This window comes from Stenotrophomonas sp. SMYL8, assembly GCF_036320065.1.
GTDB lineage: Bacteria > Pseudomonadota > Gammaproteobacteria > Xanthomonadales > Xanthomonadaceae > Stenotrophomonas > Stenotrophomonas maltophilia_A.
Window position 1 is genome coordinate 113620 of the sequence record NZ_JAWIRR010000008.1, and the last position, 15508, is coordinate 129127.

At 67.6% G+C, this 15508-nt stretch carries 15 protein-coding genes; 7 read left to right on the forward strand and 8 right to left on the reverse strand.

Annotated elements, in window-relative coordinates:
• Window positions 1-49: 49 nt before the first annotated feature.
• Together V3B25_RS09295 and V3B25_RS09300 are read left to right on the forward strand one after the other, a co-directional pair.
• Window positions 50-886, forward strand: coding sequence for an OmpA family protein (locus tag V3B25_RS09295; RefSeq protein ID WP_012511335.1), 837 nt, complete (start codon window positions 50-52; stop codon window positions 884-886).
• A 121-nt stretch (window positions 887-1007) separates the two neighbouring features.
• Entirely contained in the window at window positions 1008-1298 is a 291-nt protein-coding gene (locus V3B25_RS09300) for a hypothetical protein (RefSeq protein WP_019659952.1), read from the forward strand.
• Window positions 1299-1383: 85 nt separating this feature from the next.
• Here V3B25_RS09300 and V3B25_RS09305 read toward each other — a convergent pair whose 3' ends face one another.
• Window positions 1384-2211, reverse strand: coding sequence for a class I SAM-dependent methyltransferase (locus V3B25_RS09305; protein WP_049423069.1), 828 nt, complete (start codon window positions 2209-2211; stop codon window positions 1384-1386).
• Between the two features lie 63 nt (window positions 2212-2274).
• Between V3B25_RS09305 and V3B25_RS09310 the strand changes: the two genes are divergently transcribed.
• Window positions 2275-2682 (forward strand): MerR family transcriptional regulator, encoded by a 408-nt coding sequence (locus V3B25_RS09310; RefSeq protein ID WP_049423068.1) that lies wholly within the window; start codon window positions 2275-2277, stop codon window positions 2680-2682.
• Between the two features lie 15 nt (window positions 2683-2697).
• Here V3B25_RS09310 and V3B25_RS09315 read toward each other — a convergent pair whose 3' ends face one another.
• The 3 genes from V3B25_RS09315 to V3B25_RS09325 all read right to left on the reverse strand — a co-directional run bounded on the left by V3B25_RS09315 (window position 2698) and on the right by V3B25_RS09325 (window position 7431).
• Window positions 2698-3414 carry an MgtC/SapB family protein gene (locus tag V3B25_RS09315; RefSeq protein WP_049423067.1) on the reverse strand — a complete coding sequence of 239 codons (717 nt, stop codon included), beginning with the start codon at window positions 3412-3414 and terminating at the stop codon, window positions 2698-2700.
• Between the two features lie 100 nt (window positions 3415-3514).
• Window positions 3515-5287, reverse strand: coding sequence for a chloride channel protein (locus V3B25_RS09320; protein WP_329810548.1), 1773 nt, complete (start codon window positions 5285-5287; stop codon window positions 3515-3517).
• Window positions 5288-5349: 62 nt separating this feature from the next.
• The gene (locus V3B25_RS09325) at window positions 5350-7431 is read right to left on the reverse strand and encodes a TonB-dependent siderophore receptor (RefSeq protein WP_329810549.1); all 2082 of its coding nucleotides are present in this window, start codon (window positions 7429-7431) and stop codon (window positions 5350-5352) included.
• A 131-nt stretch (window positions 7432-7562) separates the two neighbouring features.
• On the opposite strand from V3B25_RS09325, the gene V3B25_RS09330 reads away from it, so the two are divergent.
• Window positions 7563-8483, forward strand: coding sequence for a M14 family metallocarboxypeptidase (locus V3B25_RS09330; protein WP_329810550.1), 921 nt, complete (start codon window positions 7563-7565; stop codon window positions 8481-8483).
• Between the two features lie 95 nt (window positions 8484-8578).
• Here the strand turns inward: V3B25_RS09330 and V3B25_RS09335 are convergent, their stop codons facing one another.
• The gene (locus V3B25_RS09335) at window positions 8579-9430 is read right to left on the reverse strand and encodes a LysR family transcriptional regulator (protein WP_329810551.1); all 852 of its coding nucleotides are present in this window, start codon (window positions 9428-9430) and stop codon (window positions 8579-8581) included.
• Between the two features lie 159 nt (window positions 9431-9589).
• Between V3B25_RS09335 and V3B25_RS09340 the strand changes: the two genes are divergently transcribed.
• Both V3B25_RS09340 and V3B25_RS09345 read left to right on the forward strand, forming a co-directional pair.
• Window positions 9590-9943: an SMR family transporter gene (locus V3B25_RS09340; protein WP_106468289.1), complete on the forward strand. Its 354-nt coding sequence runs from the start codon at window positions 9590-9592 to the stop codon at window positions 9941-9943.
• Entirely contained in the window at window positions 9943-10266 is a 324-nt protein-coding gene (locus tag V3B25_RS09345; RefSeq protein WP_329810552.1) for an SMR family transporter, read from the forward strand. The genes V3B25_RS09340 and V3B25_RS09345 overlap by 1 nt, the downstream gene beginning before the upstream one ends.
• 125 nt (window positions 10267-10391) lie before the next feature.
• On the opposite strand, the gene V3B25_RS09350 is transcribed toward V3B25_RS09345, so the two are convergent.
• From V3B25_RS09350 to V3B25_RS09360, 3 genes are all read right to left on the reverse strand, one after another.
• Complete coding sequence (locus V3B25_RS09350; RefSeq protein WP_329810553.1) at window positions 10392-13340, reverse strand: TonB-dependent receptor; 2949 nt, start codon at window positions 13338-13340, stop codon at window positions 10392-10394.
• A gap of 69 nt (window positions 13341-13409) precedes the next feature.
• Window positions 13410-14354, reverse strand: a complete 945-nt coding sequence (locus V3B25_RS09355; protein ID WP_329810554.1) for a FecR domain-containing protein — start codon at window positions 14352-14354, stop codon at window positions 13410-13412.
• Window positions 14351-14869 carry a sigma-70 family RNA polymerase sigma factor gene (locus V3B25_RS09360; RefSeq protein WP_329810555.1) on the reverse strand — a complete coding sequence of 173 codons (519 nt, stop codon included), beginning with the start codon at window positions 14867-14869 and terminating at the stop codon, window positions 14351-14353. Before V3B25_RS09360 ends, V3B25_RS09355 begins: the two co-directional genes overlap by 4 nt.
• Window positions 14870-15017: 148 nt before the next feature.
• On the opposite strand from V3B25_RS09360, the gene V3B25_RS09365 reads away from it, so the two are divergent.
• Window positions 15018-15398, forward strand: a complete 381-nt coding sequence (locus V3B25_RS09365; RefSeq protein WP_049423060.1) for a VOC family protein — start codon at window positions 15018-15020, stop codon at window positions 15396-15398.
• The last annotated feature ends 110 nt before the right edge of the window (window positions 15399-15508 follow it).

The window sequence follows — 15508 nt, forward strand, 5'->3', positions numbered from 1 at the left end:
GGCCGCACGCGCGGCCCGGCATCGCGGAAACGTCCAAAGGGGGAATGACATGAAACAGCATCGCATCGCCCGCACCGGCCAGATGGCCGCAGTGCTGGGCCTGGTCCTGGGAATGGGCCTGCTGGCCGCCTGCCGCAGCCATGCGCCGGCCGCCGAGGGTCCTGCCGAAACCACCGCCGTGCAGTTCCCGGAGGCCTCGAAGGCCTCGTTGAAGGAAGGCATCTATCCCGACGTCGCCGACCTGCGCCGTTTCGCGCCGGGCATGAGCAAGCGCCAGCTGTACACGCTGCTGGGCACGCCGCATTTCAATGAAGGCATGTGGGGCGTGCGCGAGTGGAACTACCTGTTCAACTTCCGCACCGCACAGGGGGCCGAATACTTCACCTGCCAGTTCCAGGTCCGCTTCGACAGCAAGGGCATCGCCCAGGGCGGCTACTGGAAGCCTGAATCATGTGCGGCGGTGCTGGACCCGCCGCGGCCTCCGGCCCCGCCCGCACCGGCGCCGTTGCCGGAGCAGCCGCTGCGCCTGTCCGCCGACGCGTTGTTCGGTTTCGACAGCGCGGTGCTCAGCGCCGAGGGGCAGCAAGCAGTGCAGGGCGTGCTGGCACAGGTGCGCGAGGCCAGTCAGGTGCAGTCAATCCGGGTGACCGGGTATACCGACCGTATCGGCAGTGCCAGCTACAACCAGGCCCTGTCGCAGCGACGTGCCGAGGCCGTGCGCAGCGCGCTTGTGCAGGGCGGCGTGCCTGCAGCCAGCATCAGTGCCGAAGGACGCGGCGCGGCCGAGCCGATCGTGCAGTGCGAGCAGCGCAACCGTCGCGAGCTGATCGCCTGCCTGGCGCCGAACCGGCGCGTGCAGATCGCGGGTGTGGCGCAGCCACGCTGAGAATCCTGCGCCGGGGCGAGTCCCCGGCATCCCGAGTCCCCCCTGACCGCCGGCAGGACGTGGCCACGTCTCCCCCGTTGTCCACGCCTGCCGGCGGCTCAGGTTTTCCATGGTGCACGCGATGAACGCCCAATTCCTGCCTCTTTCCATGAAGACGGAAACCACACTGAGTGTGTACGGCCAGCTCGGCAATCATGCGGTGGTGCGCATTCCCGGGCGGCGCCTGCCGGGGTTGATCCTGCAGGCCGATACCGTGGCCGGCTTCCTGGCCCAGCTGCAGGAAGCCCAGGCCTGCCTGCGCAGTGGGCGCGCGCAGCGCACCGACGCCGAGCTGGACATGCTGATCGACGTGCTGCAGCAGTGGTATGCGCTGATTGAATCGCGCCTGGCGGACGCCGGCGAGGCGCTGTAGTAGAAAAAGGGGACGGAGGGGATTAAGTCGTTCTTGCCCCGGCTGTGCCGGAAACGACTTAATCCCCTCCGTCCCCTTTTTTGTATCAGGCGCGGGCGCGGACCAGCCAACAGGCGGCATCGACGCGCACACGGTCGCCTTCGATGAAGGGCGCGAACGCGGCCAGCGCCTTGTTTCGAAGTGCGTCGGCGCGGTCTTCGGGCAGGTTCCGCAGCGCCAAGCCCAACGGGCCCAGCTGGCCGACATAGGTCGGCAGTTCATCGCGGGCGATCGAGCAGGGCAGGTCTACCGCGACCAACTCCACATCCTTCCAGCCGGCGGCCTGCAATAGACGCTGCACGCGCTGGCCATCGGCAAAGGCAAATTGGCCGGGTGCTCCTGGTGCGCGTGGGGGTAGATCGAGTTCATCGCCAATGGCACGCTCGGCCGTCGTCATGAATGGGTTCTCCTCTGCGCTGCGCCAGGCGATGAAACGCAGGCCGGCACCCGGTCGCGCGGCGTGGTGCAGGTTGGCGAAGGCCGCGCCGGTATCCTCGAAGAACATCACACCCAGCCGCGACTGGATCCAGTCGAAGTGCGCGGAGGGCAGCGGATGCTGCTGCGCATCGGCCAGGATGAAGTCCGCGTCCAGTCCGGCCGCCTCGGCGCGCTGGCGGGCCAGTGCCAGCATCGGCGCGGAGATGTCCAGGCCGGTGCTGTGTGTCGCCGGGCGAGCGGCGGCTGATGCCAGCAGGCTCGCGCCGGTGCCACAGCCGATATCGAGCAGTTGCGTGACGGTTTGCGGAAGCTCGGCCACCAGCAGGTCGGCCATGGGCTGGAACAGGCCGTCGAGGATGGCCTGCTGGGCGACCCAGATCTGGCCGCCAGGGCCATTCCAGAGCGCATTCTGATCAACGGGGGATGTACTGGCCATGGCCTTGTCCTGCCGGGAAGTTGCCCATAGGTTGATGCTTGAAGGCGACTTGAGGTCAAGCCCATGCGTGAACTGGATATCGGCGAGGTGGTCAAGCGCAGCGGCGTGCCGGCCTCGACCCTGCGTTACTACGAGCAGCTCGGGTTGTTGCAGTCGCTGGGCCGTCGCGGCCTGCGCCGGCAGTACGACGAGCAGGTGCTGGAGCGCCTGGCGTTGATCGGCCTTGGCCAGTCGGCCGGGTTGTCGCTGCAGCAGATCGGGTTGTCGCTGCCGCCTCAGCGCGGATGCATTACGCTGGATCGCGAAGCCCTGCTGGCACAGGCCGATGTGCTGCAGCAGCAGATCACCCAGCTGCAGCGGGTGCGCCGCCATCTACAACGCGCGGCGGCCTGCCCGGAAGCGCAGGATGCGCGCCAGTGCGGTTCGTTCCGTAAGTTGCTGCGGGCCCAGCAGCGCCTGGCGGGTGGGTGAACCCGCGCAGCCCCGTCAATCGCGGGTACTGACTTCCCAGGTGGCATGCAGCACGCCCGGCACGTGCTCCATCCGCGCCAGCACCACGTCCAGCTCATCGGCACTCACGGCGGTACTGACCAGCACCGCGATCACATCAGTGGGCGCGTCGGCATGCTCGACCACCTGCACATCACCGACCGGATACTGCGCGGCCTCCAGCGCATCGACCAGGCGCTCGCGGACGCGCGGCACGGCTTCGGCATCCACACTCAGGCGCACCTCGTAGGTGGCCTCGGTGGCCGTCTCGTTGATCGGAATGCGGTTGATCGCATTCACCAGCGGCCGCAGCAGGGTGTTGCCGGCGATGATCAAGACCGTCAGCAGCACGCCTTCGGCCAGCATGTCCGCGCCGGTACAGCTGCCGACCGCCGCCGAGCACCACAGGGTGGCGGCGGTGTTGAGGCCGCGCACGTTCATGCCTTCCTTCATGATCACGCCGGCGCCGAGGAAGCCGACGCCGGAGACCACGTAGGAGATCACCCGCACCGCCTCGGCGCTGCCGGCGATGCGCATGCCCAGGTCGACGAAGGCAGCGGCGCCGACGGCGACCAGCACGTTGGTGCGCAGGCCGGCGGTGCGTTGCCGGTACTGGCGCTCGGCGCCGATCAGCGTGCCCAGCACGAAGGCGGCCAGCAGGCTGATCACGGTGTCGGCGAAGGGGCCGGGCTGGAAGGTTTCAATGAAGCGCATGGCCGGAGTCTACCCGGTCGAGGTGACAGTAGATCCACGCCATGCGTGGATTTCGAGGGGCCAGAAACGACTTAATCCCCTCCGTCCCCTTTTTGCGGGGTCAGTCGGTGTCCTCGACCCGCTCGCCCATCAGTTCTCGCTGGCGCTTGTCCAGTTCCTCGGCGTAGCGCTTGCGTACGAAGGCTTCGGAGACCACGCCCAGCACCTGGCCGTCGGCAGCGACCACGGCCAGTTCGTCGGCCTGGGTGTGGTCGAAGCGCTGCATCACGGTGACCACGTCCGCGCTCGGCAACAGTGACACGTCGCGGTTTTCCGCCAGTTCGCCGATCATGGTTTCGGGCTTCACGCCGTCGCCGTACACGCGCGGAATCTGCACGATCCCGGCGTAATGGCCTTCGCTGTCGATCAGGATCACGCGGCTGCCCGAGCCCAGCGGGAAGCGCTGGCGGAAGGCGGCGGCATCGAGGTCGGCCGGGGCGGTGGCCACGCCCTTGCGCATCAACCGGCCGGCGTTGAGGTTCTGCACCCAGCCCACGTCGCGGGCGCTCTTGATGGTCTCGCCGCGCAGGTGCATGCGCCAGGTCGAGAACGAGTAGCCGAACCACTGCCGCACGAGCGTGCTGGAGACCAGCACCGCGCTCATCACCACGCTGGTCAGCAGGAAGTCGTGGGTGCCTTCCAGCACGAGCATGGCCATGGTCATCGGTGCGCCGACCACGGCGGCGGCCAGCGCGGCCATGCCGGCCAGTGCGGCCGAAGTTGCATCAATCACCGGCACGCCGGTGGCCATCGCCAACAGGCCGGCGAACAGGGCGCCGACCAGGGTGCCCATGAACAATGAGGCGAAGAACAGGCCACCGCGGAAGCCGAAGCCCAGCGAGATGCCCGAGGCCAGGCACTTCAGGGCCAGCAGGCCGCCGATCCAGATCAGCGGCAGGTGCGTGGTCAGGTCCAGGTGCAGGGCGCCGTGGCCGGACGACAGCACCTGCGGGCTGGCCAGTGCCAGTGGAATCAGCAGCAGTCCACCCACCACCGGCCGTCCCCAGGCCGGCAGAGGGCTGCGTTTGACGGTGCCTTCAATCGAGGCGATCAGGCGCATGATGGCGATGCCGACCATCGCGCAGCAGCAGCCGAGCAGGCCGTAGATGGCGTAGTCGGCGGCTCGCACGTCGATGGTTGAGGCGGCAGGCAGCAGGTAGGCCTCGATGCCGGCTTGGTCGGCCACGAACGCGCCGGCCAACGCGGCCACCGCCACCGGCGCCAGCGCGGCCGGGGTGTAGGCGCCGATGACGATCTCGAACGCATAGAACGCACCGGCCAGCGGCGCACCGAAGGCGGCGGCAATGGCACCGGCGGCACCAGCGCCGACCAGGATGCGTACGTCGTTGCGACGCAGGCGCATCACCCGGCCCAGCTGCGAGCCGCTGCCCGCGCCCATCTGCGTATACGAAGCCTCCAGGCCGACCGAGGCGCCGCAACCATTGGACAGCAGGGTCTGGGTCAGCACGATCAGGTTGTCGCGCATTGACATGCGGCCGCCGTGCAGCGCATTGGCTTCGACCGCATCGAGCAGGGGCCGCTTGAGCCGGGTCGCGGCCAGGCTGACCAGGCCGACCAGCAGGCCACCCAGTGGCAGCACCAGCAGCGCGGTCCAGGTCAGCGAGGGCAGGGAGCTCAGGCGCATGCCGTCGTCCAGCCCGTACAGGGTGCCCTGCAGCCAGCGTGCGATGCCCGACTGCAGCAATGTCAGGTAGCCGGCGATCAGGCCGACCAGCAGGGCAAGCGCGATGAACCACAGGTCACTGCCACGCAGGCGCAGGCGCAGGCCCTGGAAGGCCAGGTGCAGGCGCGATGGCGAAACAGGCTGTGACATGGTGGCGGCATGATACGCCGCCACCGTGAGCACCGCCGTCACTGTATCGGGCGGCTATCGCCTCAGAACCGGTAGCGGCCCTGCACGTAGAAGGTGCGCGGCGCAGCCACCATGCGGCCGGCATTGCCATCGACGTTGCGGGTATACCAGCGTTTGTCGGCCAGGTTGTTCACGCCCAGCGCGATCTCGCTGTCACCCAGTCCCGGCACCTGCCAGGCCACCTGTGCATTCCACAGGCGCACGCCGGGCACGCGGCCCACGCGCGCATCGGCGGTTTCTTGCCAGGTGTTGGCGGCATCGGAGAACTGGCCGCTCTGGTGGGTGCTGGAGACATTGAAGGTCCAGCCGGCCAGCGCGTAGCGGGCGCCGACGCTGTCGGTGTCGCGCGAGTAGAACGGCACGTCCAGGCCGCGGTTGTCACCGGACTGCTGGATCGCCTTGGTCCAGGTGTAGTTGGCGTACAGCTCCAGCCCGGCCAGCGCGCTGTCCTCGGCGAAGCGGTACTCCAGCGCGCTTTCCACACCCTTGTGGTCGGTGGCGCCGATGTTCTGGAAGGTCGGCGGGGTGATGCCCGGTACCTGCAGGATCTGGTTGTCGAAGCGCATCTTGAACACGGTGACTTCCGCGCGCAGTGCACCGTCCTGCCAGCGCGCACCCAGTTCGGTGGTCCTGGCGATTTCCGGGTTCAGCGGGTTGCTGGCGCTCTGCGAATTCAGCTGGATGTTCTGCACCGGCCCGAACGAGGTGGTGTAGTTGCCGAACACGGTCAGCTGCGGGGTCAGCAGGTAGGCGATGTTGATCGAGGGCAGGGCCTTGTCGTTGCGGCTGCTGAAGGTCGCCGCGCCACCGGCCTGGCGGCGGTCCATGTCGATCCATTCCATGCGGACGCCCGGGGTGATCCGCCACTGGCCGATCGCGATGCGGTCGTCGATGTAGACCGCGTGCGCGTCGGTGGCGTTGTCGAAGCGGTTGGTGGCGCTTGCCACGCCGGTGCGGCGGGTGACGGTGTAGCTGCGGTCGTTGCCACGCTCGCGCAGGAAACGGTAGCCGGCGGTGATGTCGTGCACGCTGGCGCCCCAGTGCAGGCGCTGGGTGTAGCGCGGCTCGATGCCGAGCACACGGTAGTCGCGCGGCTGCACGGTCACCTGCGTACTGGTGGCGTTGATCAGCGAGCTGGCACGGGTGCTCTCGTTGTAATAGGCCAGCACCTCGAACTCGCTGTTGTCCGACAGCGTGTTGGTGTAGCCCAGGTCGATGCCGGTGCGGTGGCCCTTCCAGAAATCGGTGGGACGGGTGTTCTGGAACGGGTCGGCCTCGTACTGGGCACGGGTCAGGCCGCCCGGCGTCAGCGAGCGCACATCGTAGTAGGAGAGCTTGGCGCGCAGTTCCTGCTGTTCGTCGATGGCGTACGCGAACTTCAGCGCGAGGTCGTTGAAACGGTCATCGCTGCCCTGGCGCCAGCCGCGGCCATCCTGGCCGGAATACAGCAGGGCCGCGCCCAGGCCGTTGTCGCCGGTGCCGCCGAGGAAGGCGTTGTACTGGGTGCTGTCACCGCCGCCATGGTCGTAGGCGGTGTAGCGCATGCCCGCTTCGCCGTGCAGGCCGGCCCCGGTGGGAATGGCACGGGTGCTGAAGTTGATGATGCCGCCCACGTTCTGCGGGCCGTAGCGCACCGCGCCGCCGCCGCGCACCACGTCGATCGATTCGATGTTGGACAGGCTGGTCGGCGCGAACGACAGCTGCGGCTGGCCATACGGCGCCACCGCCAGCGGTACACCATCCAGCAGTACAGTCGAGCGCGGCGAGTAGCGCCCAGTCAGGCCACGCACGCCGATGTTCAGCGAGACCGAACTGCCGGCGGTGCCGGAGTTGTCGGTGACCTGCACGCCGGGGATGCGGCGCATGGCATCGCCGATGCTGGCCGCGCCACTGGCCTCGATGCGCTGGCGGTCGACCACCGTGCGTGCGCCGGCAAAGCTCTTGACGCTGTCATGCAGGCCGGTGCCCAGCCAGCTGCCGGAGACCTGGATGCTGTCCAGCGTGGTGGCGCCGTCCTGGGCGAAGGCACTGGTGGCCGGGAGCAGGCACAGGGCGAGGGCGGCAGCCAGGGGCAGGCGGGCCGGTTGCAGGGCGTGGATGGGCATTGGCGCGGGTCGTGGAAGGTGGTAAATGAGAATTATTGCTGATTCCATTCGCCATTGGAATGCGCCGCCGGTTCATGCCGATGGGCCGGTGGTAGAGTGGGCGATTGCTTCCTGACTCGCTGAGATCTGCCATGTCCCAAGCCGCTTTCTACCCCGTCGGAACCCCTGGCCAGCCGTGGGGAGCGGCGGAACGGGAGGCGTGGCGTGGCCGCCAGCAGCGCCTGCGTCGCTACGACGAGGAGGTGCTGCCGCGCATCGAGGCGTTGGCTTCGCGCTTTGACAAGGTGGCCTACGGCCAGCTCGACTACGCCGGCGAGACCTATACCCTGTTCGCCCTGCGCAGCCGCGACTGGAACCCGGCGCTGCCGGCCGCGCTGGTCACCGGTGGCGTGCATGGCTACGAGACCAGCGGCGTGATGGGCGCGCTGGAGTTCCTCGAAAAGCACGCTGCCGACTATGCCGGCAAGGCAAACCTGTTGGTGGCGCCGTGCGTGAATCCGTGGGGCTTCGAGCGCATCAACCGCTGGAACTTCGATGCGATCGACCCGAACCGCAACTTCCGGGCCGACGGCCCGGCCCGCGAATCGACCGCCGTCATCGAACTGATCACACCGATCAAGGACCAGTTCGTGCTGCACATCGACCTGCACGAAACCACGGACAGCGACGAGAGCGAGTTCCGCCCGGCGCTGGCCGCGCGTGACGGCAAGCCGTTCGAGCCGGGCCTGATTCCCGATGGGTTCTACCTGGTGGACGACAGCGAGAACCCACAACCGGCCTTCCAGCAGGCGGTCATCGCCGCGGTGGAAAAGGTCACCCACATCGCGCCGGCCGACGACAAGGGCGAGATCATCGGTTCGCCGGTGGTGGCGCATGGCGTGATCGAGTACCCGCTGGTGAAGCTGGGCCTGTGCGCCGGCATTACCGGGGCGAAGTACACCACCACCACCGAGGTCTACCCGGACAGCCCGCGTGCGACCCCGCAGCAGTGCAACGACGCGCAGGTGGCCGCAGTGTGCTCGGCGCTGGATTACGCGCTGGTGCACCCCTGATCGGTAGTGCCGGCCGCTGGCCGGCAACTGAAAAAGGGGACGGAGGGGATTAAGTCGTTTGTGGCACAAACGACTTAATCCCCTCCGTCCCCTTTTCACCCCAGCGCGTCGGCCCACCAGAGTGCGGCTGGGCCTGGCGGCGTGTCGCGGCGCCACAGCAGGTCGCTGTGGATGCGCCGCGGCCAGCCGGGCAGCAGCAGTTCCACCATCCGCCCGCGGTCGTAGCGCTGTACCAATGCGCGCGGCAGTTCGGCCCAGCCGAGGCCGTCCTCGGCCATCTCCATCACCATCAGGTAATCGGTGGCAGTCCAGGCCAGGCCGGTGACCACGCGGGATTGATCGACTTCCGCGCTCAGGCGCACCTGTCTATGCCGCGCCAGCTGCGCGGCGGCGCGACGGCCAGCGCTGGCCAGCGGATGCTCGCGCGCCACATACACCGACAGCTCGCTGTGGTGCGCCAGCGGCCGTGCCACCAGTCCGTCCGGATAGTGCTCCTGCCGTGGCAGCAGACCCAGCGCGGCGCGTCCGTTGCTCACCAGTTCCAGCACGTCCTCGCCCTCGGCATCCAGCCATTCCAGCTCGATCTCCGGGAACGCCTCGGCGAAGCGTTGCAGCACCCGTTGTTCCGGGTCCAGTTGGTAGACGTCGGAGAATGCCACGGTCAAGCGCGGCTCGACCGGTGCGGCCAGGCGCACGCTCAACTGCTGCAGGCGGGCATCGGCAGCCAGGATTTCCTGCGCGTGCCCAAGTACCTGGCGCCCGGCCTCGGTCAGCTGCGGGTAGCGCCCGCTGCGGTCGAACAGGCTCACGCCCAGGTCGGCTTCCAGGTGGGCGATGGCGGTGCTGACCGTCGACTGGGTCTTGCGCAGGCGTCGCGCCGCCGCCGAGAACGAGCCCAGCGCCGCGGCTTCCACGAAGGCCTGCAGGGATTCAGGGGAGTAGGGCATTTATCCATCGCTCCTGTCGATGGAATCCATTTTGATACCACCGCAAAAGGCGATGATACTGGCTTCCGTCGCCGCCGTCTGCGGGGCGTTCCGGATCCTCCACACACGGCGTGGATCTATGAAAAGGCGGCGCGGTCCCCGCCCTGCAAGGAGTTTCACATGTCCCGTACTGTTCCCGCCCGTGGCGCGCTGGTCGCCTGGGCCTGCCTGACCGTGGCGATCGTCGCCGAAGTGGTCGGCACCTCGTTCATGGCCCATGCCGCCCGCGATGGCGGCTGGACCGGTTACCTGATCATGGCCGGCGCGCTGGCGCTGTCCTACTTCTTCCTGGCGCAGTCGGTGCGCCGCATCGCCGTGGGCGTGGCCTACGCAGTGTGGGAAGGCCTCGGCCTGACCCTGCTGACCGTGGTCGGAATCACCGTCTTCGGTGAAAGCCTGTCGCTGCAGCAGCTGGCCGGCCTGGTGCTGGCGGTGGTCGGCATCGTCTGCGTCACCCTCGGGGAGGCGCACTGATGAATACCTTGGCATTGTTTTTCGTGATCTGTTCGGCCCTGATCGACGTCGCCGCCAACATGATGGTGGCCAAGTCGGAAGGTTTCCGCCGCTGGCGATGGGGCGTCGGCGCGATCATCCTGGTCTGGATCGCCTTCGCCCTGCTGGGCCAGGCGGTGCGTTACATGGATCTGGCCACGGCCTATGCGATGTGGGGGGCGATCGGCGTGATCGGTACCGCCACCTGCGGCCGCCTGTTGTTCGGTAACCGACTGCGCCCGATCGGCTGGGTCGGCATTGCGCTGGTCACTATTGCAGTGCTGCTGCTGAGTACCGCGAAGTGATGCATCGTTGCGCCAACCAAGGTTGGCGCCTACCAGAACCACGGTTGGCACCTTCCAGAGCGTGAGCCGCCGCAGGCAAACGCCCCGGGGATGATCTCCCCGGGGCGTTGCTGTTTCTGAAGCACTCAGAAGCGTGCGGTGAAGTTCAGCCGCGTGGTGCGCCCCGGGCCCGGCATCAGGCTCATCGCCAGCGTGTCCATGTAGTAGGTGTTGCGCAGGTTGCTGACCACCAGTTCCACCTCGGCCTTCGGGGTGAACTGCCAGCGCGCATAGAAGTCATAGATCGCGGTCGGCAGGTAGATGTTCTGCAGGCCGGTCGAGCCGGTGGTGTTCCAGGGCTTGTCCAGTTCGTGGGTGGGGCCGCTGTTGTAGGTGCGGCGGATGCCGGTATCCAGCCGCTTGTCGAACAGGCGGAAGCCCAGCGTGCTGTGAATCGAGTATTTCGGTGGGTTCTGCGCGTTGACGAACGAGGTGCCGAAGCCGCCATCCACGCAGTCCGGGGTGGTGTCCAGCTTGCTCCACTTCGCATAGGGGTCTTCGCGCAGGCGCTTGGCGGTGGCCGCATCGCAGGTACGCGCGCGCTGGTAGTAGCTGGCCGACAGGTCCAGATAGGCGATGCCGGCGTCATAACCGGATTGCAGCTCATAGCCAGACACCGTGTAGTTGTCGACGTTGTCGACGTAGAACGCCCAGTTGCTGGAATCGAAGCGACGGGTGATCGCGTTGTCGATATCGTTCTTGAACCAGGCCACCTTGAACGCCAGGCGGTCACCGTCGCGCCACAGGTCCCGCTTGAGCAGGCTGAAGCCGATGTCCCAGGAACGGTTCTTCTCCGGCTTCAGGTCGGCCACCGGCGCCGAGGTGCTGTTGCCCAGCGTCGACTCGAACAGGCTGGGCATCTTCCAGCCCTGTGCGTACTTAACGTAGAAGAACATGTCCTCGTCGAGGTTGAAGCGCGCCTCTGCATACGGCGCGAAGCCGTGGCCGGAGCGCCGGATCGCCGGCTTGTAGCCCCAGGCGGTGGGAATCTGCTTGGTATAGAAACCGTTGGCGCCGCGCGGATCAGGAATGAAGCCGTCGAAATCGTAGGCCTGGCCCAGCGTGCTGTCGCCATAGGGCGTGGCGCGCAGCGAGTCATAGGTGTAATTGCCCTGGGCATCCGGGTACCACTCCTTGTACCAGCCGGGCAGCAGCTGGCCGCCCTTGCTCAGCCGCGCGAAGGTGTAGCGCAGGTCGCGCGATTCACTGACGAAGGCCACGCGGTTGCGGTCGCGGGTGCGGTAGTCGGTGAAGCGGCCGCCCGCGGTCAGCGACAGCCAGTCCCACGGCTGCCATTGCAGCGAGGCGACGACGCTGGCCTCGCGGCGCGTGCCCGAGCGCAGGTAGCGGTTGTTGTTGAAATCCACCGGCAGCACCGGTGAGTTGGGCGCGGTGTCCTCGTGCTGGAAGGAGGCGCCATAACGCAGCGTCCAGTCGCCCAGATCATTGCTGAAGCGCGTGGTGTTGCTGCTGTCCACGCCCCAGCGCTGGGTCTTCACGTCCGACTGCAGTCCCGGGCCATAGGTCTCGCCCAGCGTGTCGGGCATCTGGTCGTTGGGCACGTCCTTGAACAGCGGCGTGTTGGCGACGTTGCTGTTGAACATGCGGCTGGTGGCGGTGGTGAACCACAGCGTGCTGCTCAGATCCAGCCACGGATGCGCCTCGGGCCGGTAGCGGTGGCGCAGCGAGGTGGCGTTGACCCGCATTTTTCCCGGCTCGAACTGGAACATGGTGTTGGCCTTGTCCACGTAGGTCACCCATTCGTTGGACTCGCCCACGCGTCCGATCGCCGACGGCATGATCTCGCCGAAGCTGGAGTTGAAGTAGCGGTGGCTCAGCTCCAACCGCTGGTCCGGGTTGGGCGTCCAGGTGAATTTCAGCAATGCCGATTCGTTGTCGGTATGCGTGTTGAGCACTTCATCGCCCGGATGGAAGAGCTTGGATACGGCCTGGCTGGACATGCCGGTACCGCCGCTGGACAGGTGCTGGTTGTCGTAGCGATGCGCACCGTTGCTGCCGGCGAAGAAGTTGCCCTGGCGGCGCCGCGCATAGGCCGCGACCAGCTGCCAGTCTTCGCCACGCTGGGCGAAGGCCACGCTGCCATTCCAGTCGCGCGGGTCGCGCAGGCTGTTGCGGTTGTCGCTGCCGCGCGCGATCTGCTTGAAGGTGCGGGTGCGGTCGATGCTGTTGTCGGCCACGCCGCCGCGCATGCGCAGGCCCCAGGTCTGGCCATCATCGAGGATGTCATCGACGTTCAACGTTTCCATGTAGACCACGCCGCCGATCGCGCTGGCGGCGTTGGCGGCCAGGCTCGGTCCCTTTTCAATGCTGACCGCACTGATCAGATCGGGATCGAGATAACTGCGCTGCTGCACGCCGGCATAGCCGCGGTACACGTCGATGGCCTGCTGGCCGCCGTCGATGATCACCGGCACCCGGTTCTGGCCCTGCAGGCCGCGGATGTTGACGTCCAGCGCACCGCCGTTGCGAACGTCAGCGGTGTGCACGCCCACCGCACCGGCCAGCACGTCGCCGATCGACTGGCCGCGGAAGCGTTCCAGTTGCTGATGGTCCAGGTGCACGCGCGAGCCGCTGTCACGGTAGACCGCATCGGCATCGGCAAGCCCCCACTGTGAAGCGCCTTCGCTGGCCTGGCCAGCCACGCGCAGGGTGCCGATCTGGCGTACCCCGGCTTCAGCGGTGGGTGCCGCCTGCAGCACCACACCGCTGGCATCACGCTGGAAGGCCAGGCCGGTGCCGGCCAGCAGCTGCGCCAATGCTGCGTCAGTACCGAGCGTGGCCTGCACGCCGCTGCTGTGGCGGCCGCGGGTCAGGCGCGCATCGGCAGCGATCGACAGGCCCGACTGCTGGCCGAACGCGGTCAGGGCCTGGTCGAGCGGGCCGGGCGCAATCTGCCAGCGGACCGCAGCGGCGGTCTCCTGTGCATGGGCCGAGGCAGGCAGCAGGCAGGGGGTCGCCAGGGCCATGCACAAGGCGATGGCCAGGGGGCGAGGGGAGGGGCAGGACAGTTTCATGGGGGCGGCAACATCCGCAATGGGTTCCCTTGTAGTGCCCGGTGAGCGCGCAGAAAGGGAACCGCGATTTCAAAGCGGACGCACGACGGTCCACCACGGCCAGCGCTGCTCGACACGGATCGGCAGGGCGCGGGCCAGCAGATGCAGCGCCTGGGTGCTGTCCAGGCGTGGCAGTACTGCCGTGACTTTCAATGCGGCGAGCGCCGGATCACAGCCAAGATAGCCCTGATGGTGGCGGGCCAGCTCATCGATGACGCGGATCAAAGGCGTGTCCTGTACCTGCAGTCGTCCGTCCTGCCAGTCACCGCGCAGAGGATCGGCAGCGACCGTTGTGAGCCCGCCCATCGGGCCGATCCGCACCGCGCCTCCGGCAGCCACATCCAGCGCCGCACCGAACATCGGCAGGCAGCGCACCACGCCCTCGAACACATCCAGGCGGCTGCCCTGCGCCTCACGACCGACCGCGAAGCGGGTGCCGATCGGCTGCAGGCGTGCGCCCGGCACATGCACGGTCAGCGGCAGGCCGGTGAATGCAGGATGGTGGCCGGTCTGCAGCAGCAGCTCGCCACGCAGCAGATGCAGGGCGCGGCGGCCGCTGCCGATGTCGATGGTGACTTCGCTGTCCGCGTTAAGCCACAACTGGCTGCCATCAATCAGCCTCCAGTGCCCGGTGCGCCCGGCAACGGTGCGCTGCGTCTGCAGGCCGCGTTGCGCCTTCAGGCCATGCAGGCCCAGCAGTGAAACCGCGCCGATGCCAAGTGCACCACCGAGGCTGCGCAGAGCCTGCCGGCGACGACGGCCTGCGGCATCCAGCGCGGTGGCGGCGGCCGGCGCCGACAGGGGCGCAAAGGACTGCCAGACCGACTCGACCCGACGCCACGCATCGGCGTGGCCGGCATCAGCCTGCAGCCATGTGCGCCAGCGGTACTGTTCGTCATCACTCCAGCCCTGCTCGCGCAGCGCGAACCACTCTGCCGCCTGCTCCAGTGCCGGGCTGGCCAATGCGGCACTCATGCCGCCGCGTCGCCGGACAGGCGCAGGCAATGCAGCATCGCCTGCGCCATGTACTTCTTGACCATGCGCTCGGACACGCCCAGCTGTTGGCCGATTTCCGCATAGCCCAGGCCGGACAGTCGTGCCAGCAGGAACGCACGCCGCGGGCGTTTGGCCAGGCCGGCCAGCATGTCGGCGATGGCGTGCAGCAGTTGCAGCGCCTGCGTGCGTTCTTCCGCCGATGGATGCACCGGCTCCGGTTGGGCGGCCAAGGCCGTCAGGTAGGCGCGCTCCAGATCCGCGCGCTGCCAGTGGTTGACCAGCAGGGCGTGCGCGATAGTGCTGAGGTAAGCACGCGGCAGGCGCAGTTCGGACGGATCGACACGACGGCTGAGCAGGCGCACGAAGGTGTCCTGGGTCAGGTCGGCGGCGCAGTCGGCGTTGTGGGTGCGGCGGCGCAGCCAGCCCAGCAGCCAGCCATGGTGTTCGCGGTAGAACCCCGCCAGCGCGGTGCTGGAGGCGGCGGACACGGCCATCGGCATCGATCATTAATGAGAATGATTCCCATTATAGTGTGATCGGGAGGTGTACGACAAACCCTGCGCAGGGGGGGGCAACGGCCAGGGCGTTTGCGATGACCGCCGGGCTCGCCGACACTGCGGTCTTTCCGCAGGGAGTGCCCGCATGTTCAGCCACATCACCGTTGGAACCAACGACATGGACGCCGCGCATCGCTTCTACGATGCCCTGTTCACCGCATTGGGCGCCCGTCCCGGTGTCTTCGATGACAAGGGGCGCCTGGTGTATTTCAAGGACGGCCGCATGTTCATCGTCACCGCACCGATCGATGGTGAGCCGGCCTGCCATGCCAATGGCGGCACCATCGGCTTCACCCTGGACAGTGCCGATGCCGTGCGTGGCTGGCAGGACGCAGGCGTAAGCCACGGTGGCACCGCCATCGAAGACCCGGCCGGCATCCGCAACATGGCCGGGCGGCAGCTGTTCCTCGCCTACCTTCGCGATCCGGATGGCAACAAGCTGTGCGCGGTGCATGTGATGTCGTGATTGGACAGTACGCGCGTGGCCGCGATGCACGCGGTCCGCGCGCGGCTGCGCTCGCAGGCACGCTTCGGCGCGCGCGTGATAACACGGAATGGTGGGCCGGGCCTGTGACC